The 24,724-nt window shown below is 41.9% G+C and carries 25 protein-coding genes; 6 read left to right on the top strand and 19 right to left on the bottom strand.

Annotation, left to right across the window (positions count from 1 at the left end; translation table 11 throughout):
* The first annotated feature begins 2 nt into the window (after positions 1-2).
* The 3 genes from QTN47_RS17235 to QTN47_RS17225 are packed head-to-tail and all read left to right on the top strand — an operon-like array spanning position 3 to position 1,428.
* Positions 3-362 carry a hypothetical protein gene (locus QTN47_RS17235; protein WP_369330647.1) on the top strand — a complete coding sequence of 120 codons (360 nt, stop codon included), beginning with the start codon at positions 3-5 and terminating at the stop codon, positions 360-362.
* Positions 363-656: a helix-turn-helix domain-containing protein gene (locus QTN47_RS17230; RefSeq protein ID WP_369330646.1), complete on the top strand. Its 294-nt coding sequence runs from the start codon at positions 363-365 to the stop codon at positions 654-656.
* A 7-nt stretch (positions 657-663) separates the two neighbouring features.
* Complete coding sequence (locus QTN47_RS17225) at positions 664-1,428, top strand: S1 family peptidase (protein ID WP_369330645.1); 765 nt, start codon at positions 664-666, stop codon at positions 1,426-1,428.
* 692 nt (positions 1,429-2,120) lie between these two features.
* Here the strand turns inward: QTN47_RS17225 and QTN47_RS17220 are convergent.
* Both QTN47_RS17220 and QTN47_RS17215 read right to left on the bottom strand, forming a co-directional pair.
* Positions 2,121-2,612 (bottom strand): RNA polymerase sigma factor, encoded by a 492-nt coding sequence (locus QTN47_RS17220; RefSeq protein WP_369330644.1) that lies wholly within the window; start codon positions 2,610-2,612, stop codon positions 2,121-2,123.
* 850 nt (positions 2,613-3,462) lie between these two features.
* The gene (locus tag QTN47_RS17215; protein ID WP_369330643.1) at positions 3,463-4,269 is read right to left on the bottom strand and encodes a DNA adenine methylase; all 807 of its coding nucleotides are present in this window, start codon (positions 4,267-4,269) and stop codon (positions 3,463-3,465) included.
* A 28-nt stretch (positions 4,270-4,297) separates the two neighbouring features.
* Between QTN47_RS17215 and QTN47_RS17210 the strand changes: the two genes are divergently transcribed.
* Positions 4,298-5,326, top strand: coding sequence for a hypothetical protein (locus QTN47_RS17210; protein ID WP_369330642.1), 1,029 nt, complete (start codon positions 4,298-4,300; stop codon positions 5,324-5,326).
* Here QTN47_RS17210 and QTN47_RS17205 read toward each other — a convergent pair.
* From QTN47_RS17205 to QTN47_RS17135, 15 genes are read right to left on the bottom strand one after another with little or no spacing between them, the layout of a single operon-like run.
* Positions 5,313-5,957: a glycoside hydrolase family 19 protein gene (locus tag QTN47_RS17205; protein WP_369330641.1), complete on the bottom strand. Its 645-nt coding sequence runs from the start codon at positions 5,955-5,957 to the stop codon at positions 5,313-5,315. The two genes, QTN47_RS17210 and QTN47_RS17205, sit on opposite strands and share 14 nt — an antisense overlap.
* Before the next feature lies 1 nt (position 5,958).
* Complete coding sequence (locus QTN47_RS17200; protein WP_369330640.1) at positions 5,959-6,642, bottom strand: DUF6549 family protein; 684 nt, start codon at positions 6,640-6,642, stop codon at positions 5,959-5,961.
* Positions 6,639-6,926: a hypothetical protein gene (locus QTN47_RS17195; protein WP_369330639.1), complete on the bottom strand. Its 288-nt coding sequence runs from the start codon at positions 6,924-6,926 to the stop codon at positions 6,639-6,641. Before QTN47_RS17195 ends, QTN47_RS17200 begins: the two co-directional genes overlap by 4 nt.
* Positions 6,927-6,940: 14 nt before the next feature.
* The gene (locus QTN47_RS17190) at positions 6,941-7,171 is read right to left on the bottom strand and encodes a hypothetical protein (RefSeq protein ID WP_369330638.1); all 231 of its coding nucleotides are present in this window, start codon (positions 7,169-7,171) and stop codon (positions 6,941-6,943) included.
* 11 nt (positions 7,172-7,182) lie between these two features.
* A complete protein-coding gene (locus QTN47_RS17185) occupies positions 7,183-7,476 on the bottom strand; it encodes a hypothetical protein (protein WP_369330637.1) in 294 nt (97 codons plus the stop codon).
* Between the two features lies 1 nt (position 7,477).
* Complete coding sequence (locus QTN47_RS17180) at positions 7,478-15,034, bottom strand: right-handed parallel beta-helix repeat-containing protein (RefSeq protein ID WP_369330636.1); 7,557 nt, start codon at positions 15,032-15,034, stop codon at positions 7,478-7,480.
* 2 nt (positions 15,035-15,036) lie between these two features.
* Complete coding sequence (locus QTN47_RS17175) at positions 15,037-15,339, bottom strand: hypothetical protein (protein ID WP_369330635.1); 303 nt, start codon at positions 15,337-15,339, stop codon at positions 15,037-15,039.
* 40 nt (positions 15,340-15,379) lie between these two features.
* On the bottom strand, positions 15,380-16,234 hold the full coding sequence (locus QTN47_RS17170; protein ID WP_369330634.1) for a hypothetical protein: 855 nt from the start codon (positions 16,232-16,234) through the stop codon (positions 15,380-15,382).
* Between the two features lie 54 nt (positions 16,235-16,288).
* Entirely contained in the window at positions 16,289-16,738 is a 450-nt protein-coding gene (locus QTN47_RS17165; protein WP_369330633.1) for a hypothetical protein, read from the bottom strand.
* Positions 16,739-16,758: 20 nt separating this feature from the next.
* Positions 16,759-17,334 (bottom strand): hypothetical protein, encoded by a 576-nt coding sequence (locus QTN47_RS17160; RefSeq protein ID WP_369330632.1) that lies wholly within the window; start codon positions 17,332-17,334, stop codon positions 16,759-16,761.
* Positions 17,331-17,882 carry a hypothetical protein gene (locus QTN47_RS17155; protein ID WP_369330631.1) on the bottom strand — a complete coding sequence of 184 codons (552 nt, stop codon included), beginning with the start codon at positions 17,880-17,882 and terminating at the stop codon, positions 17,331-17,333. Before QTN47_RS17155 ends, QTN47_RS17160 begins: the two co-directional genes overlap by 4 nt.
* A complete protein-coding gene (locus QTN47_RS17150) occupies positions 17,879-18,388 on the bottom strand; it encodes a hypothetical protein (protein ID WP_369330630.1) in 510 nt (169 codons plus the stop codon). The genes QTN47_RS17155 and QTN47_RS17150 overlap by 4 nt, the downstream gene beginning before the upstream one ends.
* Positions 18,388-19,497 carry a hypothetical protein gene (locus QTN47_RS17145; RefSeq protein ID WP_369330629.1) on the bottom strand — a complete coding sequence of 370 codons (1,110 nt, stop codon included), beginning with the start codon at positions 19,495-19,497 and terminating at the stop codon, positions 18,388-18,390. Before QTN47_RS17145 ends, QTN47_RS17150 begins: the two co-directional genes overlap by 1 nt.
* 34 nt (positions 19,498-19,531) lie before the next feature.
* Positions 19,532-20,404 (bottom strand): hypothetical protein, encoded by an 873-nt coding sequence (locus QTN47_RS17140; RefSeq protein ID WP_369330628.1) that lies wholly within the window; start codon positions 20,402-20,404, stop codon positions 19,532-19,534.
* A 29-nt stretch (positions 20,405-20,433) separates the two neighbouring features.
* The gene (locus tag QTN47_RS17135; protein WP_369330627.1) at positions 20,434-20,868 is read right to left on the bottom strand and encodes a hypothetical protein; all 435 of its coding nucleotides are present in this window, start codon (positions 20,866-20,868) and stop codon (positions 20,434-20,436) included.
* 117 nt (positions 20,869-20,985) lie between these two features.
* On the opposite strand from QTN47_RS17135, the gene QTN47_RS17130 reads away from it, so the two are divergent.
* Entirely contained in the window at positions 20,986-21,135 is a 150-nt protein-coding gene (locus QTN47_RS17130; RefSeq protein ID WP_369330626.1) for a hypothetical protein, read from the top strand.
* Complete coding sequence (locus QTN47_RS17125; RefSeq protein WP_369330625.1) at positions 21,135-21,371, top strand: hypothetical protein; 237 nt, start codon at positions 21,135-21,137, stop codon at positions 21,369-21,371. The genes QTN47_RS17130 and QTN47_RS17125 overlap by 1 nt, the downstream gene beginning before the upstream one ends.
* A gap of 76 nt (positions 21,372-21,447) precedes the next feature.
* On the opposite strand, the gene QTN47_RS17120 is transcribed toward QTN47_RS17125, so the two are convergent.
* Both QTN47_RS17120 and QTN47_RS17115 read right to left on the bottom strand, forming a co-directional pair.
* A complete protein-coding gene (locus QTN47_RS17120) occupies positions 21,448-22,884 on the bottom strand; it encodes a hypothetical protein (RefSeq protein WP_369330624.1) in 1,437 nt (478 codons plus the stop codon).
* Positions 22,885-22,892: 8 nt separating this feature from the next.
* The gene (locus QTN47_RS17115; protein ID WP_369330623.1) at positions 22,893-24,683 is read right to left on the bottom strand and encodes a DnaJ-like cysteine-rich domain-containing protein; all 1,791 of its coding nucleotides are present in this window, start codon (positions 24,681-24,683) and stop codon (positions 22,893-22,895) included.
* Positions 24,684-24,724: the final 41 nt, after the last annotated feature.

Here is a 24,724-nt window from a genome sequence, read left to right as displayed (position 1 = left end):
CTATGCTTGAAGACAAACTTAGATACTATTTCAACTTAAATCAGCTCATGGACCTGAGGCTGACAATTGAAGATGCTGCTCACTTGGACAACCTTTTGCATCATGTTAATGATACTGATGAATTAGTAAGCATGCAGACAATCATCGAGCTAATCCCAGATATTACAGAAGACCAGGCCGATCAATATTTTGGTTTTCTGCTTGCCTTTAAACCCCGCATTGTTCAGGGCGTATTCTTCTGCGACATAGCTGACCATGTTGAATATTGTACAGAGTTTATGAAATCAAAAGAAACAAATGATTTCTTAGACGCCGGCGGCTTCTTTGGATTTCATTCAATGCAAACAATACAAAGTAACTAAGTGAAGCCAAAACTCACCATATGGAACCAGCGCATGTTTGATCTAATGGATATTGCCTTAGCTGAAAAGGTGGTGGCCTCCCAGGCAGAATGGTGCGAAAAGATCGGGATCCAGCAATCAAACATCCGTAACATTCGCCTTGGCACCAGGGGATTTACAATAGAACAAATATTTGCAGCAGCCAAACTCATGAATAGAAGCATGGATTGGTTTTTTGATCATAAAACAAAGCAGTCTGGAATGGATATGCTCAAGGAGGCAGTGAGAGTATTAGAAAAAGAAAAAAACAAATAACAACCATATGAAACACTTCCTTGTAATTCTATGCCTTTTTAAAGCCTTCTCAGTTTATTCTCAAAGCGATGAGTCATTGCCGGCAATAGCCGCAGACAAAGGAATTCCGAATATGTTTTTCGAGAGAACCGTCCAGTTAAGAATAGATGGGTCAACAGTTTCTGGAGTTCTCCATGTAGGAAAAGATTCAGTCATACACATTATTACAGCACTTCATTTGTTTAAAGACCGGATACGCAAGCTTAAGAATGGGGATACTTGTACCATTACTATGTATCACGAAGATTCTTGGAAAACAGCCCATGGCCATGTTTTTTATAAGGATACGCTTACTGACATTGCCGTAATTAAGCTTTACCAAAAACTCCCCCAGCGGCCACATCAAATTTGGGAAAGCAGAACTGTGTTAGGTCAGGATATGGCGTTTCTCGGATATCCGCTAAATTTTCAAACTATAGCCACGAATAAAATTTTTGCTCATCCACTTCCTTTGGTGAATAAGGGGATATTCTCGGGCTTTAATAGCGCCAACGGTAATGATCTGCTATTCATCAGCGCAAATAACACGTATGGCTATTCTGGCGGCCCAGTGATTTATTACAACTACTATAGAAATAAATGGGAGATTATTGGTATTGTCGGTGGATATATCAACCAAATGAATGTAATCGAGCGCAACAATGGAAAAAAAGATACAACTTACGAAAATAGTGGTCTTATGTATGCTACTGACATAAAACAAGTACTTGCTATCAAAGGGCTAAATTTATAAATCTCATTATTTAAAATTCAAAATTACAAACCAATGAGTTTAACCTACACGAACGCTTTCGAGAACTTGAAAACTGAGTTCAAAAAAGAAACTGGGAAAAATTGGAACGATGATTTGCAAACATATTGTCAATATATCATCGCCAAGAATTCAACAAATACAATGCACATGATCGTGGACATACGAAACTCAATCGCAAAAATCGAACAAAAGATTTCTATCAGATAAAAATAACTTTTTGGTTGACTTTTAATACCTATTTACATCTGCCCGCATGAAAGTGCGGGCTTTTTTGTCTATGCAACTAAAAAAGAGGCAGGCTTTTCCAATTCTTTGTTAAGGAAATATTTCGATTCCACTATTATTAACAGTTAGCAAGCCAAGAGGTTCATTAATTTGAACAAAAAGCCTCACCAAGACTGATGAGGCATTCCCCTTTGCTTGCCTTTAAATATTTTCAAGCGTATCACTTATTGCAAAATGCGCGCCAATGAATATTACGCAAAAAAATAGAGGCGGAGGAAAACCAACGCCCCTTTTTCAACCCTAAACCCTTAAAAAACTACGCGAATGTACGATCTTGAGATAAGTTTTAATATTATTCTTAGTCTGGAAAATTGGTACTAAAAAGCCCACTTCTTAAGTGGGCAGATTGACACTGGGGAACCTATTATTCTTTAAATAAAATGTCCCTAGCTTCTTTCGATTATACTTTTCAAAATCTTCCTTGCAAAAAATATGCGACCCTTAATTGTGCCTAACGGTTCTGCTAATAGCTCTGAAATCTCTAAATATTTGTACCCCTCTAAGTACAAAACCAGTGGCGTTTGGTAGTGGTTTGGCAATTGGGCAATTTGCGATTTGATTGGCCGATCACAAGTATCTAACCTATAACTAAGTTCAATTGAGTTCATCGCCGGAGTACTGTCGGCAACTGTTCTAAATAATTTTAAAGATCGCTTTTTGCGGCGGTACATGTTAATGAAAATGTTTCTCATAATCACGTACAGCCAAGCACCTAGGCATGAATCACTTCTATACTTCTCTCGATACTCTAAGGCTTTGCAAAAAGTCTCTTGAAATAGGTCTTCAGCATCTTGACTATTTCTTGTGAGTTGAAGTGCTAGATTTTTTAAGGCGGTTTCATTTTGCAGCAGTTTGTTGGAAAATTGCAACATTTCCATAAGCTTTTTTTTGTGATTATAAGTTAGAACATTTGAACAAATGAGACGAGGTTTAACTGTAAAATCTATCAATCAAAGCGACGGTGAACTACTAGGTTTTACAACAAAATAAACGATATATGCCGCACATGAAAAGCCTAGCTAATCATCTGTATTTATTGGCGTCAAATAGACCGATCAAACTGCTTTTACCGCCTGACTACCGTTTGATAAAATAAATCGCCAACGTAAATTAATGAGCCAAATGGCTCCCATCCAACATGTTGTATAATTAAAGAATTGACTTGCAGCTGCAATTCTGTGACATTCGGGGCTCCTAAGACTCGATATTCTTTGACCATTTGTGAGGTTACTTACAATCTGACTACAATTTAAAAATTTCAGCCAAGCTTATACTCTCATTTTTGATGCCAACTTTCATGTTTAAAATAATTTTAAACCAAAAAGAGAACATGCTGTTGGTATGTTCCTTAAATGAAAATTATAAAGCTGCAATATTTCTGCGCTAGTTAAGACAAAATAAAATTGTGAATGAAGAGCGTCTTATAAAGATCTGTCTAGCTAAGCCAAACCTTTCTATCTATAAACCAAAAGTCAGCGAGATGAAAGGATAGGCAACTTCCACCTGAGCAAAAATGTGTGATGAATTGGCGTTTGATCTATGTAATCGCCTGGTTCCTCAGGGTCAGCTCGATAATTTTCAAATGCATTATCTTCGCCGCCGCCAATCGACACATATTTGTTAACCATGTTCCCCGTAACCAGGCTTATTTCCTCAAGAATACGGCCCGGACACACGGGAACGTGGTTTTGTGTCGATTGGCGTCACATGAAACAGTCCGGGCTATTTTTATTTCAACGGAAAATTTGCTGTCAGTACTTCCACCTTTCTTTTCAGATAGCCGCTTTTTGAATTTACACTTACATTTTGCTCAACGGAAAACATATGCCATCCATAGGAGCTGCTATACGTTTTTAGTATATCAGATGGATAGCTGCTTAAAAGGAATTTGCCTTTTATCTTCGATAGGCACTTCAGTAACTGTTCAAAGTCTTCTTCACTGTAGCCATCGTAATGACCACAATCAGAATTATAGTACGGAGGATCACAATAAAAGAATGATTTTTCGCTATCCCGGCTACGAATAATGTAAAGGGCATCTGCACACTCAATCTGGGCATTTTGAAGTCGAAATGCTATGTCTTCAATAAACTGATCACGCTTGTTGGAGATCTTCTTAGTTGTGGTGTTGTCCGTTTTATCGTAGCCCCAACTACCATCCATCATGGCTGAAAAGCTCTGCGTGCATAATACCCAAACAGCCCAGGATCTCCGGACCTCATCGAAAAGATGTGGTTTGTTGTAGATCACCCACGCGTCATCATGGTCCTTCCTGGAATGTAAGGTTACTCTTACAAGCGCCTGCAGATCATGAAACCTGTTTTTACAGACCCGATAAAAATTGACCAACTCGGCATTGGTGTCGTTAATCACCTCTATCTCGCTTGGGGCTTTTGCAAAAAAGTGAGCTCCACCACCGAGGAATGGTTCTGCGTAAAGATTGTGCTCTGGAGTAAATTTGACCAGGTACTTAATTAACTTCTGTTTGCCGCCGTAGTAACTCAACGGTGTTCTTAATATAGATTGTTTTCTCATACAATTGGAGTTGCTTATTTCCCCAACTGTGAAATATTTTCTAAACGTTCTTATAAATTTTGAGGCAAAAAGAAAAAAAACTAATTTGTTTTCAAATTCTCGTATTATGCCCTTTAACTCTGTACGTACTCATGGCTCTTGCAAGAAAAACCCGTTATACTCACAAGCCCGAAATTTAGAACGTAAAATTCCTGATTCAATTAAATGCTTTTTGCTGTCTTCGGTGATATGCTTGACATTAGGATCTTTAGATCTATGCGCACAACTACCGGAAAACGATTACCAAAAGTATAGCTATTTATTGGTTGGTAGCGCTGTGAATCCCAGCCTATTATTTGCAAGATCTGCAAGCGATCTTACGAATGCAGGTAATTATGCTACATGTTTTTTCGTGAAAAAAGGATCTAAATTATTTTTGGTAAGTGCATATCACGTTATTACAACGCGTGATGTATATACGTTAAAAACAGTTCCCACAAATATCGACTATTGGCTGGTCAGATATTCTGACACACTTGGTAATCTTCGATTTCAACAACTGCCTTATTACATTAAAAAATTACAAAAGGAATCTTCTGAGAATCCCTTTCCTGAATATCCAGATGTTTACGTGATCGATGTATCTGACCTATTCCTGGACGCAAAAATAAATTTTTTGAAGTGGGAAGATCTCTTAATAAAAAAGCGTAGGAAACGGTCCGAGAATCTCTCGTTTTTTGCCTACGGTTTTCCTGTCTCAGAAGCTTGGTACTATCCCACTCTTACCGCCTATAACGACCAAGTAAAGTCAAAGAAATATGAGGGTAATTTTGCAGATACAGGTCTTTATAACCCTTACTATAAAGCTCGAAATTTAGATTCGCTTTATATAAGATTGAGTCCAAAGGTCATACCAGGAATGTCTGGGGCACCAATTTTCGCAATTGATGAATCCAAGTCCAAACGGATCAAACTTATCGGTATTCAATCTGGTACAGATGATGCTTATAATTGCGCTTATGTAACAAAGGCAGATGCTCTTATAAAAAAGATTGAAGAGATGACTAGTGAGAAATAAACTGTTTTGCTCGGTCGAAATATTTTTGACGCTCATTCCAACCAATTAATCCACCATTAATCCGTTTCGTGATAGTTAAGAAATTGCCGGTCATGGCTTCGTCAATTAGAGCCTTGTCAATCGAGAATTCCCAGCACGCACTATCCATTGCAAAGAAATCAGAAGTTTTTATTTGCTCGTGAATCTGCTCGACAGATAGGCCTTTGTAGCGGGCATATTTCTCATAACTTTCCCGGCCGGTTAATTGCATGAAGCCGCCGCCGCGGAAGCTGTATCCGTCATTAGGCTGGTTATTCCCCATCCTCCCACCATAAACCCTATTGGCTAAAGCTTGTGCATTTTTTATGTATGGCTTTGCATCGGCTACAGTTTTAAACCGACTCGGCCAGACAGCCATTATCCTTTCCGGAGTGGTATAGTTCATGTTCTCGCTTTTAATTGAAAACTCTCCGCTCTCATGAGCAATCTGAGCGATAGCAGCCTGCATTACCCGCGGATCTGTCATACCGTATGTGGGAAACACTTGGTTAATGACATCAGCGATTTGTGACGCCCTTGCTGCACTTATTTGCGCGCAGATTTTATTAAGTATTTCACCTGTGATTAAGTTATTTGTAGTTATTTTACTCATATTAGAATCTTATAAGTGAATATTGAATTGAAATGCCTGCAGATGGCTGCCATTTACCATCGCTATAGCCATAACCGAAATATGGACCCACGCCGAAACGCCCGGGCTTCTTAACCGGAATCCGGAAGCCAGTCAGGCCGGTAACTGTGACATTAGGATTAAGACTCACTACATCTATGTAAGTCTGCGATCGCGAGAACAAATTTTTGCGTTTATGATAAACCGTTACGGTCAGCGAGTCGGTGAATGCGTAATTGATCAGCGGATCCTTACCAAGCTTGCCACTAAGTGAAAGCCATCGATCAGAATAGCTTATTTGATACTCCTTACTTGAATCGACCAGGGTAATAGTGTCTACTTTTGGCCTGATGGATCCAGAGTTTTTTAAAGACACGCCTGTGTACGCTTCGAGCTGGCTCTGCTTGATATTAAGCAGGTCGGTAATGCTATCGATCTGCTTTTGGTAAACCGCTTTTAAAAGTGAGACATCAGCGGTTACCAATACTTTTTGAGCATGTTCATTGCCTGCTTTATCCTTCCATTTTTTGACGGTGTCCTGGCTGGCATTTACAACATCTTTCAGATCGCTAACCTGTTGCACTTTTTTAAAGCAGGTTTGTAGCGATAAAACCAAACAGAGGATCAGCAGGGCTACAATGCCTAAGCGCTGGGTTTGCTGGTTCATACGTTTAATTTTTCTTTTAAAGAATCAACAGCTTCCGCAAGACGATCATTGCTGTCGCTGCATTTGTTCAAAGCCTCGGTACTCTTTTTCTCACATTCCACGACTCTTTCGAACATTACATCGTGCTTTGCTTCATACTCCTTTCTGAGCGTATCCATCTGAACGCGGACCTCTTTCAATTCTTTCATGAAGTAATAGAGGAAGAATGCGAGAGCTCCGATCACAGTGAGCTTTTCGCCTACGTTCGATAAGAAGTTGCTGTCATTGGCGTCAAGTAGTGTCATTGTATTGGATTTTATTAAGTGATAGATTTAACTACACCATTTTCGATTACAACCGTCTTGCCATCCGAGCTGGTAAAAGTGTTGTTAACATTCGTAGCAAGTGCCTGCGGTTGTCCGCCTGGCGTCTGACCATCACAAACTATTGGTTGTCTTGTAACCTTGTTGATCACTATCCAGCGATCTCTGCCGATGAATGTTGACAGTTCCTCCGGTGTCAAACTTTTAAATTGTGTTTCGTCTGCCATTTCAGTAAGTTTTAATAAGAAGGTGTTGTTGGTTCCGGGGTGATCAGCGTAATGTTTCTCAGTTCGCAGTCGATCAATATGATTCGGCTGTGATCACTGTTAGGACCAACCTCAAATATGTTTTCCTGTGCTGGATCACCGATCACGACCAGCTCTTTTATGATCACACGATGACCAGGATCCGTGCGCGCGAGACTGGCCAGCTGGTACTCCCACACCGTCGCCTTAAAATCCTCAAAAGTGATTTCGCCGGTGGCCGGTCCGTCGACCTCGATATATTCCGGAAGATTGTTTGCTCTAAACATTTTAAATAGTTGTCGTTTCTATAAGAATTACTGCGTTCAAGTATGTATCGCATGACTTGAAAGAGGATATATTGCTTGTTGCTGTCTGGATGGCGCCATTCTCCAGTTTTGTTACGGATCCACTGTTTGCCAGGTTCGGAGAGCTCTGTGCTTTGAACGTTAACTCACTTAGCCCTGTCAACCCGGAGAACTCAATAAAATCGCGATTGTTTCCAGGAGTGAACTTGTACTTCGAGGTAACACCTATTGTGATCGTAAGCTCTGCAGGATTGGCCGCGTCGGTCTTATCAATACCTCCAAGGAATAGCATTCGATAAGTCTTCGCAGGATTGAGGCCTGTTATCTTATACTGGCCACCGGATCCATTTACGACAAAACCATTTCGCATTACAGGTGATGTAAAGCCAAAGCATTTTGTTGGAAAGTAGTTTGACGTGGTGAACTCAGTCGTGCCAGTGGTACCAGCTGTTATAACCTGCAATCCGTAGCTGCTTGCAGTGTTAGTTTGATCTTTAAGAGAACTAACTGAAGCAGCCGCTGCGCCTGAAGCTAAATAGTTGTAGTTTCCGGATGCTGCACCAAGATCGATCACAAAGCGTTTGCCTCTTCCATCCAGCGCCGTTGTTACTGCGTTTAACCTGGCCTGCAGATTGGTCTTTACGGTGCCATCTGTAAGCCTTGTAATGAAGGCCTGCGCGTCGGATACACTGAAGAGAACGTTATCCCATTTGCCGGCAGATACCAAGCCTTCTATCCATGTTACAAAATTTGTAGCTGCGTCTTCTGGTACCAGTGAGAAACGAAGTAGCCATTGTTCGAAATCAAAACCAGCTTTTGACTTATCAAACATGTGATCATTCCAAACACTCGCGCTATGAGTACCTCCTTTAATAACGATCATCTGATCTGGCACATCCGGAGCAGGTCCGTAAGTGTTCATGCCGGTCTGCAGAGCAACAGGTGTTGTGGTAACACCAGAGCTGTAGAATGGCTGAGTGGTGTCATTATCTCCGCCAACCCACAAAGCATTTACTTTTTTAGCGGCATTATACCCGGTTGTATTGGTCTGACTGCCCGCACCACTTGCGATGATGGCTGCAGCGAAAATTTGAGGTGTCTGTGTCCTTGCATACCATACGCCCTGAGCGCCTAAGCTTAGACCTACGAGGTACACTTTATTTGTATCGACACGGCAATTTGCAATCATGAAATTCAGTGCCTTATTCGGCCTGTCATTCCTGAAATCTGAATTAAGGATCTGTGGGCAGAATACAAGCGAGTTCATCACCTGTCCGTTTTTAAGTAGCAAAGGCAAACCTTGACTTGCGAGCTTGGTAATGCCTCCCGGAGCAGCCGTTAAAGAGTTGGCAATCTCCCCGGATCCATGCAGGAAGATGATCAGCGGATATTTATTGGTGTTACCGTTATTGTATCCCGCTGGTTTATACAGCCATCCCATTTGTGTAGGATAGGCGTCGTCCCATCCCGATACTGTTACAAACTCAGCATCGTTGCTCGCAGCAAGGGGCATTCCACTCTTCTCTAATGAACGGATTGATTCTCCTACACCATTCACAGCGGTAACCTGATAATAATACTTTGTACCGTTGGTTACTTCGGTATCAATATAGTTGAGCTGACTCGAGCTCAACGTTTTGAATAAAGTAAGAGATCCAGACGCGGTGCCACGATAAAGCTTGTAGGATGTAATAGCAGATCCGCCGTTGCTTGCAGGCGCACCCCAGTTAACTGCATTTTGATTGGTGTTTGCTACTACATTGAAATTCTGAACAGCTCCGGAGGCAGTTGGAGTAGTTCCTCCGCCTCCGCCACCGGTTTCAATGATATTAACAAAGGATCCTTTGTCAACGACATACTTCTTTGTCCCGATCATAAAAAATCCTGTGGCTCCCTGTTTTACGGTCCTTTTGCCGCCTGCAGTTACGCCATCATGGACCACCAAGACATTTGCCTCGTAATCGATGGTTATCGTGTCTGCAGGACCCGTATAGGCGTTATTCTCAGCGGTATTGCCGCCCATAAAGTTGTAATACTTTGGATTGTATGCGCCACCTGTATAAGCCGGCAGTGTGTTCGCACCGATGGTGACAAAACCTGCAGCATTGCTATTATGCAAACCTTCCGCACTGAACAGTTTACCCAGGTAGTTAGATCGGGATATCATGTCAGCGAAAACAGGATCCGGAAACTCTTTCCAAAGTGCTGTTGATCCGGGAGATATTGAAGTATCGACCTTCACGATATTACTCAGCTGCAGGTCGTCAATGTCATCGAATCGACGAACCACGTTTTGGAAGGATTTAACATTATCGGATATAAAGCCACCGGTTTCAGAAGCAGTATATACCAACTTGCGCTGTGGCATATCTGCGGGTGCTTGCGGAGACCTTAACGGATCGAAATTGTTATATGAGACGATTGAGTAAATTACCAGGTTGCCGTAAACTTTGATAGAAGGCATGATATTGCTTGGCATCTTACTCAAAAAATAAAATGCCATTCTGTTTGTCATCATCGAGTTAGCATAGAACTCCAGTTGTGTAGCGCTACCATCATAGTACGTCACACCATCCCACTGGCCACCGTAAGGTCCATTGGTCGGAGTTTTATCAAAATTCCAATCAGCGACATGACCGTCATTGATGATGTATATAGAGTCATTACCACCATTACGAACAATGGAATTTGCAAATACCCTGGTCAGCCCTTTACCCGGCTGCATGATAATGTTGTTATCAACGATGTTGTAATAGATGTCTCCCTGGAAGCCATTGTTGATACTAAAGCCGGATCCTTGGTTTGCTACCTGCGCTACACCGGTATTCAAAACAACGTTATCGTGAACTTCTGCACCTCTAAAGCAATTGCCGCATTGAATTCCGTCCCATCCGGTTGCATACACATTGTTTCGCCAAACTTTAGTGTTAAACAATGGCGTCCAGAAACATTTAGTTACAACATTGCCATTGATGTCCGGAACAGATGGTTGGTAGTATGATGTTGCTTCGTCTGCCGTCGTTCCACCGAGGTACATTCCTTCTCCACCTGTGTCATGCACTTCATTATCATGAAGAAGGGTATCCATTTGAATAAACCCGGTACCACGCCAATATTGTGGAGACTCACCATAAGGCTCCGTTTTCATGCGCATGGCTGTAAAACCAGAGTTCCACAATTCGCAACCCATTACGCGCATGTAGGTACTTAAATATTCTCCGTTTACACAAGAGCTGGATGCATGAACAGGAATGCCCGTTGTGTCATTATGAACATTGAAGCCTAATTTTTGGCGGGATGGATTTAACTGGCCAGCAATTACAACGTGCTCACATCCGACCATGTGGAACCCGTTGAAGCTGTTCATCTTGATCTCAAATTCATCCTGTCCCGGAACGATCACAATAGGTGCCTCTGCCGTTCCTTTCAGGTAAGTAAGTTCAACACGCCTTGCTTCACCGGTAAGCACGATGATTGTTCCAGGAGCAATGTTGTCGTTTGTCCCGTCAACTCTCACACCATCATAACTATTTCCGGAGATAGGATCCACAAAGCGATCAGTAATAGTGCAGACCTTATTGAACTTTGGTGCTGTGCTGGCGATGGGAAGCACACAGAACGCGCGTCTTCGCCAATTCAGTACAGAACCGTTCTTGTTGTAAATAACGAACAGGATATCATAGTCGCCTGCAGGAATGCGACCAGCAGGAATTGTCGGAGATTTCTGCGGGTTGGTATATACAAGGTCACCGGTATTCGAATTATGAATAAACCAACGGTGAACATCAGTTTTCTTCTTGAACCGTGTGTACTGAGATACATTGATCTGCTCATCAGAGTAGTATATTGCGCGCTCTGTATCGTAAATCTGGTAAGGAAGAGCAAATTCATCGTTCACGTGTAACGTACGCTTGTATTCTTTCGTGTCGTTATCTATGGTGTTTGTCACCTTCAGCTTTACATCAAAAACACCAACGGTATCGAATTGCTTTTGAGAAATGTTTTCTGTTGTAATAGTTTCTGAAACAGTAGTAGCACTATTGGTGATCGTCCACTCATAGGTTGCGCCAAACTGGCTTTCATTGATAAAATCAACCTTGTCGCCTTTAAATATCCTGTATTTAGAAATCTTAAACTCAGGTATAGGTCTTGGTTTGGACACCACAAAGAATCCTGGCTTATTTATTACAAGCGTGCTATTGTCATTCTTTGTTATCGTGAGCTTTACGTTGTAAGTCTGCTCTAATTCGAAGAATAGTCCAAAATTGCCCGCATACTGCGTGTTTGAATAGTCACCTCCAGTGATCTCCCATTTGTAATCCTTGATTAGCGGTGCAAACAAGTTTGCAAACACCAAAGGATCCAGTGAAGGAATATTGTAAGAGACATTGTCGCTAGTGTACTCAATGCGATTAGCCTTTTTGCTCATGTTGGTTACAACAAAAGAAGCTGCAGTAAGCGTGTAAGCAGACTTTACATATTCCTTTGCGCCAATTGTACCATTTGAATAGCGAGTGTTCAAATCGTAGTCATACGGTGCCATGATCGCGTCTGTTCCAAAGCCAATCAAAGGAGATCCGGCCACAGGCTCCATTGTCGTAGTGTCAATCAGGTTTGTAGCAGCTACATCGTTGGCGTATTGAACGCTATTAGCAGCTTCTAATCCTGCTCCGACTGCATTGTCGAGGTTACGGTATGAAACGTTATTGACATTTCCCCACTTGATCTTCGTCCGGGCGCCATCCTGGAACATGTAATAATTGTGGTCGGCCACAAAGGTTGGCTGGTCTGAAGTGTTTCCGGTAGTTACTATTCGGAATATGTTACATTCTGCGCCGCCTGCTGTCGGATTAGAATCTTTAACATAAAGCAAGTTGTTGAAATAGTGGATCATTGCAGAAGTCCCGGTAACATTAAAGAAGCGGAGGCCAGCTGTGCCGGCACGATCTTCAAAAATGGTATTGTTGGCAATGTCAAAGTAGTAGCAATCTGTAAGATCAAAAATTGCTGCAGATCCGCGACCGGCCACCACCATCGAATTCTTAAAGATGTTGTTCCGGATAGTAACGCGCTGTGCATTGAATTCACCAGCAGGTCCGTTGATGAACCAGAACACCTGTTGATTGAATTTCTCAATAAAGCAGCCATCGAAAATAAGATCCCTTAGTTGATTGCCTTTGATAAAACAATCCCAGTTTCCATTTCCGGAAATAGTGCATTTTAAGAAGCGGATATTGGAACAGTTGCCAATTGTAAGCTGCTGTCTGGTACCAGTGTAAGTGCTTTCCGTGTCGGTTCCGTCATAAGTTAGATTGCAGCGAACAAACGTAATGTTGCTGCAAGCGTTCATGTACATTTTGCTGACCTTAGTCCTGGTAAACGTACAGTCGTAAAAGTCATAACCGTCGGCACCTGTCATGTAAACACCATATTGCGAATCAGTGAAGTCGCACTGGATAAATACGTTTGATTTTCCATTTGTGCAACGAACACCTCCGAGACCTGTAGCAGTAGTAAATTTTAAGCCTACCCAATTGATATTTGTACGGCCCTGCATCCAAACACCATTCTCACTGGTAAGCGAACGTACCCAGCATTTCTGGCCACCGGTGAAAGTTAGATCAGTATAGATGGTAACGCGATAATTACCGGCATCGCCATTGCTGTAATAGAAATAATCCTGTACAGTAGTGGTTTTTATCGCAATAGAGATGTTGCCTGTAAGAGGCGTTAAAGATCCTGTCGGTGAGGATTTAAACACGCGTGTTGCTGCATTCATTAAAGCAGCGGATCCTGTGTACACCTCTCCGTTGGCATTGCCACCGATAATTTCCACGCCATCATTGTATACGTTAACAGACAAGGTCTTCGTGTCTGTCATGCCGTTGCTATCCGTCAATGTACATACAACTGTAAATGTGTTTCCGGATGATGGCAGGCTGGTATATTGCTTTGATGGATTTTGTGATGTTGAAGTGGTACCATCACCGAAATTCCAAAGCCATGCTGATGCCGTTGCTCCAGTGTCCAAAAAATTTACTGCAGCACTGAAATTAAAAGTTGAATCGCTCTTAATCCCGGCCGGCCGGTTTACAGATAATGAAATTTGAGGAGGGTTGTGTGTTGCAGTCGGATCGGTTGCAGAGTTGTCATAAGCACCTATGTCAGGAGTGCCGGCTTGAATATTCCAACCGCGGACATCTTTGGCTCCGCCTTTGGTTGCATCACCTTTCTGAAATACAGATGCTGTTGCTGTAACCAACACCATAAATTTTGGCTTGGTAGATACGGTGCCTTTGTTGAATATTTCAGCTTTGTCCCCAGTAGCAGCTCCAGAACCAACAAAGAATGAACCAAGTTCGTATCCATTGCCCTGGTAAGTTGCAATAGTCGCATCCCCATTACTTTTAATAGTAACATTGGCTCCGGGAGTCGTGGTGCCAACCTGCACGTTCACACTATTTACGTTTCCATCACAACGGTAGTAGTTGTTTTTTGCGAGTTGAAATTCGGTGTTGAAGTTGAGCCCAGCGGTAGAATTAACGAGTTGAACGTAGCTGCCACGAGACCAAAATATATTGTTACACAATTCTTTCCAGTCAAGAAAGTTTGTGGAGTTCAGAGGCTTTCCTGAAGCTGTGTCAATCGTGTTTGAGTTGAAGTAAGTCGTTTTGTTGTAGTTGACCTGTACGGCGTTTGCAGTGTTATTATTATCTGCGACCAGGTTACGTTCAAAGCGCAATCCAAGGACGTTGTTTATAATAATAGGGTTATTATTAGCATTTACCCAAGCGGTATCAGTTACATAGTTCCGCTGGATGGTTAAGTTTTGGCAATGTTCAAAGTCAAATCCTTTGTTGGATGATGTAAGAACCTGGCAATCCTGAACGGTCAGATTGTAGCATTTAACCGCCACAAATTGGACGTTCGTGTTATTACTGGTACCAGGAATAAAAGATTTTGCATTTACATCCTGTCCAATGCATTTGGTGAACGTGCAATTTGTGTAATTATATGCAGAAGACGGTTGAGTGTAGTCGCCATTCGTTATAGTGCCAGCGCCGATATAAGTAGCTCCTTGTGAGCAGTTCTGAAACATGCAATTGTCCAATGTCAGTGTGGAAACTATCCCTGCAAAAGAGCTGCTGTTTCCTACGCCATAAGCGCATCCGTCAAACTTTACATTTGAAAGCTTGATAGAGTTGCAGGATCCGTTGATCAATATTGCACGTGCGGAAGTGCTGCCATAGTTAGGATTGCTTACAATACACTTGTCAAGAACAAAGTTGTTGATATTACCAACAATGAGTGTAGACGTTTGAGTGTTGTCTGTGTATATCTTTCTGGTAGCTACATCAAAAGTTATTGTGAGCTTATAAGATCCGGACGTTTTAACTGGCAATGTCAACGCAGCAGAGCCCAGGTTAACATCCTGGGCTACGAGTATAGAATAATCCTTATCAAACGTTGCTGGAAGAGCGTTAAGCGCATCCAGCAACGTTGTATAAGTAGATCCAGTTTGTTGGTTGGTAATTGCCATTGTTAAATGTTTTCGTCGCTCATGTCAATAAATTCATAGTCTTGGCTGTCACCACTGCCAGCGATGATCGGAGGCGCAAAGAATTCTGTCAAGTCGAGATCTTGCAGCATAATGAGGATCAATCCATCATCTTTCGCGATACTGTTAAAAGCGTTGATCTCGCGACCAGGTTGCCAGCTCTTGTAACCGTCCGTAGTCGTTTTAAACGCAATCAGACAATTCGTATCAGTTAGGCCCAGCTCTGTCATCAGGGCGGCTTTCGTTGCCACAACAGAATTTGGTCCTACAAACACATTTGTAGCCATACGGAATGATTTAAAGCCCACCGAAGTGGGCTTTGATTTGTTAAGTGAGTGTTGTGTTGCCGGTAGATGAGCGGAAGATTCCTGTGTGTTGAGTGCCGGCTGAATCAGTAAACCTGAACGGCTTATTAGCATAATCAGATGGGTAGTCAACAGTGGCTACTGTAGTTGTACCGATCTTGAGCGTCATGCTGATTGGCGTACCGGAAGGTGAGGTGATCTTGTTGAACTCAAGTTTCAGATCAGCGTCTGCGGTAGGAACTGTAAAGGTGATTCCATTTGCGCTGGCTGTTACTGCGGATGCACCAGGTGTGATGTTTGAATCAAAGCTGGTAGGAGCTGCAACATATGATCCATCAAAGATCGAAGCCAAATTTGCAGCGTCGTGAATTGAAGGGATATTTATCGAATCCCACTTACTGGTAACTTCCCATGTTACTTCACTTTCCAAATCATCTTCAACTTTGTCCTTTGCGACAATTACTGCAGGTTCGTCTGCAATATGCACAAGAGAGCTTGTGCGAAAGAATACAACGAACTGTGTAATGTTCGTCAGCGCGTTATAGAACTGGTAGTTGTCCGTATAGTTCGGATCGTTAAATACGAGCTGTTGGGCACGCGGACCATTTGAGCTTTTACGGTTGCCATAACCTTTAAGCTCTTTAGGATCACCAGGATCAAACGAACCGGCGGTTTCAGGAATAACAATAATGTCTCCGGATTCAATACCTGCTTTCCAGGCAGTGTCTGTAGTTGGAGCGGCCAGAAGTGTAGCCAGGTAAGTTTTTTTTATGAAACCTGCACTACGCACCCTGCCATATTCGCGATTGGTCGGACACGGATCAAATATGTGTGTGCCAATTTGGTCATCGCAATTGTATATGTCTGAAAGTGGCATAAAAAAAAATTTTTATTTAAAAAAATTGGATTTCAAAACGGAGAATAAACCGCCTTACTGTTGGGAAATTCGCCGGACGTTCACTATCCAGTTGATTGTTTTGGATGCCTGCCCGGTGACTTTCAGAAGTAAATTATTGTCAGATGACACGGACCAAGCATAAGCTCCATTCGTAACGCCTGTATCCGTCACCTTTGCAAGAATGATAGAATCAGTGGCCACAGTCAGCGTTCCGGATTTCTTTACATACCTAGTGATAGTGGATCCCGTAACAGCTTCTCCAGCTGTACTTAAACCAACAACCTGTAGCTCAAATATTCCAGCTTCATTGGCTGCGATTGGGACGCTGTCGATGGTCTTTTGAGTTGCATCAGTTGTAGTTGCTTTGATTTGTCTGCCATAGTTAAACAGGTAGTTATTTTCCTGCTTAAGGAGAACCTTTGTGGTTTGTGCCTCTGCGGCAAAAGAGATAATCGCAAGTGCGATGACAATCAATTTTTTCATTTTAGAAATTTGAATAGTTTTTAAATAGTACAATTTGTGTCAGTATCAACCTGTAGCTTATACTTTATCTGAAACAAGATTTGCTCAGGCTTGAGGAAATACTGAACCTGCTGAAACTCTTGTTTGAAAATTTTAATAAAATCAAGATCTGATTGATATGGAGCGAGTATGCATCGTTTAACTGCGCCAATCTTTAGATTGACTGGCAATGAACGAATGATCAACTCTTCAAGCTCATCAGCCTGGCAATTAACAATACCTCTATCAGCGCAAACAATCATATACATATCTGCTGTACAGTTCTGGTTATAGCCATCACCGAAACTTTTCGCTTGTTTCTGTTCAAGTTGATAGGACTTATTTACGATGCGGTGATAAATCAATATTGGAAAGTCCTCGTCAAGATCGATTATTTCGCCCTCGCTGTCATTACCGATGTTTGTTGGAACAATTTTGATCATTGTACCATTGTCAACGACTTCCGGCATTGGATAACAGATATTCCTTAGCCTTGCAAACTCAAAAGCCGGGCTCGTTAAAACTTTCTGCTTTATTGTTGCATTTATGAAGTCAACAACTGTTCTTATGATACTCATGATTTCAATTGATTGTTTGCTTCTTCTTCAGCGGCGTTACGTGCTAATTCTTTTTCTTGCTCGGTGAGATTCCATATCTTCTTATCGTAGGTAGCCTCATTCCATTGACTTTTGTTATAGTTATGCTCATTGTTAAAACCAATGCCATAACTTCTTTCGTCAATCGGAACAGCAACCTCATCGTTTTCCATTTGCCTTGTAAGCGAAAGAATCACTTTTGGATCGGCACCCCTGTTGTAAGAAGTTCTGCCGGCTCCTTTGTTACTACCCTTTGAGTATGTTCCGGCATCTTTCAACTGGCCCTTGTTAGCACCGCGAGACTTCCGTCCACTGTTTTTGAAATTGCCTTCTCTTATTCGCAGGTAAGCATTGCTATAAGTACCGATTTGGTTACCATTACTGTCCTTGCCTTCAACGTGTATGCGCTTTTTCATTTCAGGAAGCACTGCCGCCGCCATAGCTCTCGCAACTTTGTCCAACTGTAGCGCATCAATCTTTGACAGTTGCGCGTTAAGAACTTCGGAAACGTTTGATGTGTAGAAGCTCATATTATGCCCACCTCCCACTGGATATCGCTATTACACGGAACACATGTTTGCACGCAATCGCTATCGTTGGGCAAAATGCCTTTAACAGCGGAGGCTAATTCACTTTCAAATTGAGAGTTATAGTAAGCCTGTAACTCCTGAGCTTCACCTTTGTCAATCGTTGTGTATCGATTAACACGGTCGCTGTAGATGCGCTCCGTCATGGTTTCAGCACCTAACAGGTACCAAAAAGAGGTTGCGAATAATTGTTTCTTTTCACAGACCAAACAGGAAATGATAGTGATATCAGAGATCCTAAAACATTCGTTGATTTTCGCCATGCATGCAGTTGCAAACTTTGCAATAGCACGATTTTGAATATCGTTCCAAAGAGCTTGGTTTTCCTGAGAATTGGATTCCTTTATTTTAGAAAAATTATCGAGCGTGATACCTGGCAGGGATATTAGCGATAAGCCACTTTCCGCACCTGGAGTATCAAGCCCGATATAATTTTTGAAACACTGCATTACGCGTTTGTTGCTGTGTAAAGAAGAGTACCGTTGTTGCCAAATAAGCGGTCTGTTGCTTCATAAGAATCAGCAGGAATGTTCAGAGATGTGTATGAGCACATCAGATCCAGAACAACACCGCGACCAACAGTTGTCGGAGCTTCAGCACCACCAATTGTTACTTCGGTAGGACAGGTGATGATTCTTTTCTGCCAGTCAAACTCAAGGGCACCAATTGGATTTCCCCAGCTGTCAGACAACGGTAAGAACATAGTACCGAACTCATCAGCGCCTCTCTGACCCGCTTTTGGTCCACGGAAACGACAGATGTTAATGAACTGAACTGAGTTCGCTTCAAACAGTCCGAACTTGTTTGCACCCCATGAGGTTACTGCATAAGGATCCACATACAGTTTAGGCAGCATCAGGCCATTGGTGTTTACGCCAGCCTGATCAGCGCTCTTTCCAGATTGTTGCAGATAATAGTTGTTGATTAGTCCGGAACCAACTGCAAACAAACCAGGCATTTTAAACTCATTCAGCATAACGTCACTCATAACCTCGGTCATGCCTTGATTAAGCGGGTTTGTTGTAGAGTTTAAAACGAAGTTGATTGTCTTGGCTGCGTTGGATCCAGTAACGGCATTCTTTCCCCAGTTAGCAGCTTGTAATGACAGCAGGTCCGCGTTGATGTCAGCAAGAACACCGTTTGCTGCTTCGATCACAGCTTCCATTAATTCGTTGACTACGGTAGTTGCAGCTGTACCTGGTTTAACGAGCGCCAGTGCATCATGTTCAAAACGAGATATCTCGTCATCTTCAAAAAACAATGCATACTTGCGAAACATTGTAGACGGAACAATCACTTCTGAATATGCCGGTTTTGCCTGAATGCTACAATCATCCGTAGTTGTTGTTTTTCCAGGAGGAACGCGTTTCCGGTACCTGATTTTTACATCACGGAGATATCCGGATCCATCGTCTTTTGACGTACTAATGATATTGGGCTTTGTTTGAGCAAGCAATGCCTGCAGGAAGCCAGGAGGCGTGATCTTTGAAAGAGGAGACGCGCCACTAAATGCCTGTTTCGTTGCAAGTAACAACGGTTGGGCTAAACCTTTTCCCATATTAAATATTGATTAAAGCGAGTGAAATACCGCCTTAATTCTGATCCTGAAGCGCTGCTAACATAGAATCTGTCTGAGCCATTGCATCTTGATAGGCTGAATGTAGCTGCTGCTTTCCAGGAACGGCCGGCGGTGCATCATTACCCGGCTGGCCTGTCGCTGGGTCGGAGACTTTTAATAGGCCGCGTTTGGACAAGGAGCTGTCCACGAAGTTGTTTAATTGGATAGGGGTATTCTTATCATCATAAGGTTCAGTGCCGTCCTGCTTCAATAAGCGAAGCTTTCCGTTTTCCCTTACGAGTTTTAAACCGGCGTTGGCCAAATCTTGTGATACAAAGCCATGAGACATATTGATCTGTTCAGACAGTTCCATTTGTTCAGGCAATGCATACTTTCTTGTGCCCAGGATAGACTTCAATTCAAAGCCTATCAGATTATTTTCGTTATCAGCTTTTAACTGATCAATTTGCGTTTGTTGATTTGCCTTCAGGTCCCTTATTTGATTGTTCAAATCTGTAACCTGTTGGCGAAGAGCTGCGGCATCGGCTTTATTACCATCCTTAGCAGCTTTATCTGCTTTTTCTTTAAGAACAGTTGACAGTTTTTTCATCCTGTCAATAGTCTTCTTCTCGCCCAGAATTGAGGTGCGAGAATCTTCTTCGAGCTCGAAGTCTGCCAAGGTATTTTCAAATTCGCGATCAAAGCCATTAAACACTTCGGCGCGAAGTCTGCTGCGAATGCCGGAATTATTGAGAGCTGCATCTTCGGTCATAAGGCCTTTTTCGATAGCCGTTGCCATCACATCCGGGATATCAATATCGGATGATAAGATATCGGCGAATTCAGGTTTCGTCAAATCGAAATTTACTTTTTTGCCAAGAGCAGTTAATAATTCTTTCAGCTTCATATAAAATAAAAAATAAGTTATAGTGGTTGTTAGTTCGAGGCAGTCAATTCAGCAATGCGTTTATTCGCAGCGTCTGTGACAGTCTTTCTCTCTTCTCCTTCCATCAATAAACGGATCTCATCAGCATTTGTAGCAGCTTTGATCTTTTCGATCATATCAGTTGCAGATGCAGTTGGAGCAGTCTTGTTTGATGCTGCCAACTGCGCCTGAAGCTTTTCAATAAGCTCATCCTTCTGCTTGCCTTCTTTTTCAAGGATATCGAGTTTGGCAAGAGCGTCAGATGCTGACACATGGCTTTTGTCATAGAATGGAAGACCCTTTGCTTCTTCTTCATCAATCACTTCTATTTTCACCTTTCGGTCGGTGGGCATGCGTTTATTATAACCTAACCAAAAAGCTTTGTTAGATACGGGTAAAACGTGAACGGTTTTATCTTGTTTAGTGATTTTTAAAACGTCTGCCATAGTGAAGTGTTTGTGATAAGAAATTGACTCCTCAAAAATAATCCTTGAGATTATTTTTTTATCTTTTTAATTAGCATTAAAAGAAAATAGCTCTAACTTTGCTTAAAAGTTTAGCATATGGCAATCCTGTTGAAAAAAGTCTCTTCCAAAGTGATGGACCTCATTTATGACAAGCAATTGAGCTTAAAAAAAGAAAAGAAAAAGATAGTAAGTTTGGAAAAGACGGTTGAAATACTGTTAACCGAAGCATACTTAAACAAAAGCTAATGGGATTTTGTAAATACTGCATTCATTGGGAATGGGCATTCACCAGGATTGGTGATAAGCAATACGGGATTTGTTCGAGCGCCTGGGTAAAAGATGAAATTATAAAAGATGTCCATGAATCACCATACGACCCCAGTGCAATTTATACGTTCAGCACGTTCGGCTGCAACTATTTTAAAGCCCATCGCATGAATGTCAACACCATTACACCACCTGAAAATTTGCCAGATAAATAAAAAATATTAATTTTGTTGCATTCGTAGAGGGGTTCTGCTCCACTACTCGGGATAAGAGGTCGCTATTGGTGACCTTTTATCGTTTTAGCATATCAGCGACTATTCCGTAAAATTTACCTTGGTGAATATCTTCTTTTGTCAACTCAATTAATGCATCCCCAACCTTAAGACTGAGCCGATCAATCCTATAATTGTGTTTTACCGCTAGTCTAAGGGCGCTGTAAATATTCTCTTTACTAACATTGTCAGGGAGGGCGATAGCCAGGTTTACAGGATTCCGCTCTCTAAAAGCCCGATTATAGTTTAAAATCTGTTTTGACGCTTCGTGAATTCGATTTTGAATAGAGGAAAACTTATCCTTATGAACTGTTTCAAATTCCCATAGTTTGCCGTCAATCTTCGCGTCCAAGGAAGGCTTTTCAATATCACTTGGCATTAGTTCAATGCTGGATCCACGACCAAAAAACAGCTTTGCCATGGCTACATTATTAGCCATTTCCTTAGCTCCATCCTTTTTATTTTTATTGGCTACATGGTCAGGATGAGCCATGATGTAATTTCCTTTTTTATCATCATGCGCAATAGTCTCATAGCCGTCTTTCTTAAGCTTTTCAACTGGAACGATGAGAATTCTATTTTTTGTTGCTTCTGGCACAGAGCTGTCAGGCACCATCAAAAATTGATGGCCACAGTTGTAGCCGCCGCGATATATTTGGAAGTTTCCCGGCGTTGTTCCTGAAACCATGCCCAATGGAAGACCGGTAGACTTTGAAAGCTTACATTGATGGCCGTCGATATCGCCTTTAATAATTTCCGGCAACTCGCTTTTGTGGATATAATCCTTTTTGGTAAGCTTAAGACAAAACTCCCGGGAAGTTGTTATGTTGCTTCCAACATATCGACCCCAACTAAAATTCAGGTCTGAGGAAACTGCCTGATGGTATTGAGCGGAATACTGATTGATAGCATCCGTAGTTATCTGCTTTGTGTAACGCTCAAGAACTCCTTCGGTTTCATTTCCCGTAAGGACATAACTCCGTAACTGATTTATCATATCAGAATACGACGCGGCAGAGGTCGTGTTGGTTTTTAAAATCTCACCAACCTTATCGATAACATTCGCAGATATGCCAGCACCTAAAAGAGAATTGAGCGTAGAGTCCACAGCCAGCTGCTTTATTACGTCGTACGTCTCTTTCTTCGGAAAGGTGACATTAAACTGTGCAAAATAGTCATCGTGAAGATTTCTTACTGCTTGATACGACTTTACAAATTGCTGAACCTTTGCCTTATAAGAATTGCTGATAATGATCCTTTCAATCTTATTCTTGATATTACCTATCAGTTTCAAGTTATCCAGGTTAGCCAGAATTTTACCATTCTGCACGCCAAGATCTTTAACAAGCGTCTGCAGCTCATTAAACATTTTTTCCTGTATGCCTGGAATCTGCTTTTGAAAATCATCAATTGCCACTTCTATGGCAGTTATTATATTGTCAATCTGCTTCTCCATTGGTAGGCTTAGGCTTGATTTATTATCGGTTGGTCATTCAGTGAGTTCTTTATTTCAGTGGCGCCAGAAATATCTTTCATCTTGACCTTAGCATACTCCTTCATCTTATCTATTTGCTTCGAATAATCGAGGCCCATGAAATTTTTGTCTTCGAAAACAGCCATCTTAACAAAAGAAAGCAAGTTGGAACTGATGACGTAATCTTCCATGCTTATGCCATGGTTGCTTAGCCTTATCATCTTTTCATCATCTGTAAGCCCGGGCAAAGGATCCAATTCGCATACTGTAGCCAATAAATCACCGATACCAGGATTGTTATAAAACTTTTTCACAGCATACTCTTTTTGCAATCCCATGATAATTATTGGACTTACGCCTTTACTTGACGTAGCTTTTGAAATCTCGTCCATTAGGTAGCTTGCTGGCAATAAGTCGAATTGTTCGGGTACAGCTATTTGAGGAAGCATTTTTTTGCGATCTGCTTTATTTGGTGCGATATACGAATAGCGCCACAAGCAGATGAGATCATATATCTTGTCCATGCATGCCACAATATCTTCTGCCACCGAGTAGACAAAGTTGTTAAGCTCTTCACGGTCCACATTCTTCGCCTCGCCTGATATGTTAAGTGGAGTTTGATCGAGGAACTGCATGTTTATGGATGACAAGGCACCGAATAGGTTCTTGTCAACACTCTCTTCCTGCAGCTTGAGAATTTCAACATCCTTGGCTATATAACCTGCTGGAGGGAAGGGTAGATTCGCCGACACGCCTTCTGTGATTTCGGGAGGTTTAACAGCCATATTAACGTAAGGTGAGAAAACAGCTTTACCACTACCATTACACTTTGAACATTTCTTTAAAACTTTGTTTGGATCAGACTGATCTACTTCTTTACCGGTACCCTGGCAAGAATCACATTTTTTTGTATCGATGTACCAAAACAGTGGGAACATATGCTGAACCTTGCTGGCTTGCAGGTCGCTATATTCGCGAGCCGCTTCATCCAAATGAGGTATCATTGGAGCTATGCGGCTTTCCTGTATCACTACATTATCTTTTTGGGTCAGGAAAACAGAAGGCACTTTAAAAACGGGCAAGCGGCCGAGCTTATGATTTATATACTGAGTCTGCAAGAATTCACCACTCATCTGCTTCTCATACCTAAAGAACTCCTGATCAGTAATAATATAGTAAACATCGCCGTCTTCAAATTTGCCGCTATCCAAAACGATCTTATTTTTTTCCTTGCTTTTTAAAACGGCATAATTAGCAGTTTCTTCGAAATAGATAACCTCTGGGCTGTTAAACAACATGGCCATTGGCTTATAAAACTGATTTGAAGCAATATTGGGATCAACCGGAAAAACGGCAATCACCGCATTGGCATCGATGCAAATATTTTTAAGCGCAACTGAGAACATCCAGTTTGTTACGGACGTAAAACCAGGATACTCTTCCTCGCAATATGTTTGGAGGCTTTCCTCCGGTATAATTCTCGCCGGGCTTTCAACCTTGTCGTAATTGATACTCCAATCCGGTGAACGCCTGATCTTGCTTAAGCTGTTGATGACCTTATAAATAGGATGCTTTGTCTTGGGTATATAGATATCAGTGCGGTACTTTAAAATTTCCTCGCTTTCCCTTGGCCGACGCTTCTTTATCAGATCGCCAGGCACGAGACCGTTTGCATGACAGTTTATTTTCTCATATTGCTTTACCGTCTCAAGATAAGCAGAGTGTTTTTTGCCACCTGTAAAATAAAGGCTCAGTTCGTCCTTTGTAAAAACCTTGTTCATTTAGATTTGATTAAAACGATCTATTGGTTCCATTGTGCCGC

The organism is Danxiaibacter flavus (assembly GCF_041060425.1).
GTDB classification, from domain to species: domain Bacteria; phylum Bacteroidota; class Bacteroidia; order Chitinophagales; family Chitinophagaceae; genus Danxiaibacter; species Danxiaibacter flavus.
The sequence above is the reverse complement of the archived record's forward strand: the minus strand, read 5'-3'. Positions and strand labels throughout refer to the sequence as shown.